The organism is Micromonospora orduensis (genome assembly GCF_006228125.1).
GTDB lineage: Bacteria > Actinomycetota > Actinomycetes > Mycobacteriales > Micromonosporaceae > Micromonospora > Micromonospora orduensis.
In genome coordinates this window covers 1-1,679 of sequence record NZ_VDFY01000019.1, presented here as the reverse complement: position 1 = coordinate 1,679, position 1,679 = coordinate 1, and the positions used below count along the sequence as shown (strand labels likewise).

The 1,679-nt window shown below is 68.4% G+C and carries 1 protein-coding gene; it reads left to right on the top strand.

Annotated features, from left to right (window positions below; genetic code table 11):
• Nucleotides 1-162: 162 nt before the first annotated feature.
• The coding region (locus FHG89_RS00125) for a condensation domain-containing protein (RefSeq protein ID WP_244295034.1) at nucleotides 163-1,679 on the top strand (1,517 nt) is incomplete at its 3' end.

Sequence of the window (1,679 nt, the reverse complement as noted above, 5' to 3'; positions counted from 1 at the left end):
TTAGGCTCCGGTCTCGTGGGCTGGGAGAGGTGTATAAGAGACAGGGGTGATTGGGGTGCTGCGGGGTTGACGGCGGATCGGTTTGTGCCGGATCCGTTTGGGTCGGTGGGGTCGCGGTTGTATCGGACTGGGGATGCGGTGGCGTGGCGGTCGGACGGGACGGTGGAGTTCCTGGGTCGGTTGGATGCGCAGGTGAAGGTGCGTGGGGTGCGGGTGGAGTTGGGGGAGGTGGAGTCGGCGTTGCGGTCCTGTGTGGGTGTGCGGGATGCGGTGGCGTCGGTGGTGGAGGTTGGTGGTCGGCGGGTGTTGGTCGGTTATGTGGTGCCGGTGGGTTCGGGTGTTGATGTGGTGGGTGTGCGGGGGGTGTTGCGGGGTGTGTTGCCGGAGGTGTTGGTGCCTTCGGTGGTGATGGTTGTTGATGTGGTGCCGGTTGATCCGAATGGGAAGGTGGATCGTCGGCAGTTGCCGTTGCCGTCGGTGGTGGATGAGCCGGTGGGTGTGTTCGTGGCGCCGGTGTCGGTGTTGGAGCGGGCTGTGGCTGCGGTGTGGGCGCGGGTGTTGGGTCGTGACGTGGTCAGTGTCGAGGCGAGTTTCTTCGATCTCGGTGGTGATTCGATGCTGGCGGTGACGTTGGTGGGGGCGTTGCGGGCGGCTGGCTGTTCGACGAGCGTGCGGGATGTCTTCGCTTACCGGACGGTGCGTCAGTTGGCGGCGTCATTGGATGGGGCGCAGGATGAGTGGCAGCCGGTGGCGCCTTTCGCGCTGCTCGCCGAGTCTGACCGGGCGGCTGTGCCGGACGGCCTGACCGACGCCTACCCGGCCACCCAGGCCCAGGTGGGCATGGCTGTCGAGATCGCCAAGGACGAGGCCGCGACGCCGTACCACATCGTGCACACCATGCGCGTGCACGACGAGCTGCCCTTCGACGTCGAGCCGCTGCGCGCCACCCTCGCCGAGCTGGTCGCCCGGCACGACACGCTGCGCACCTCGGTCGACCTGACCGGCTACTCGGTGCCGATGCAGCTCGTACACGCCGAGGCGCAGGTTCCGATCGTTGTGCATCCCGACGCGAGCGGCCATCCGGCGTACGTCGCCGCCGAGCGTGACCGGCCGTTCGACCTGGCGACGCCGCCGCCGCTGCTGCGGGTGGCCGTGCACCGCGAGGACGATCGGGCCTGGTGGCTCACCGTCTCCGTCAGCCACCTGATCACCGGCGGCTGGGACCTCAACCTTCTGCTGGCCGACCTGCGCGACGGCTACCACCGGCGGCGACGTGGCGAGCAACCGACGCCTGCCGAGCCGGTGGCAGTCCGGTACGCGGACTTCGTGGCCGCCGAACTGTCGGCGCTCGACTCCGAGGCGGACGCCGACTACTGGCGGGACGTGGTGACCGGCACGCCGAAGCTCACCCTGCCCGGCACCCCGGCGACCGACTCCGGCCCGCGGCAGGTGTGCCGCACCGAGCTGGACATCGCCGACCTGGACCCCGCGTTGCGCGGGCTCGCCAGCAGCCTCGGCGTACCCGTCAAGGCTGTCCTGCACGCGGCTCATCTGAAGGTGATGAGTCAGTTGTCTGGTGAGCGGCGTTTTTACACGGGGTTGGTGTGTGATGCGCGGCCGGAGGTGCGGGGTGCGGAGCGTGTGCATGGGATGTACATCAATGTGTTGCCGTTTGGTTT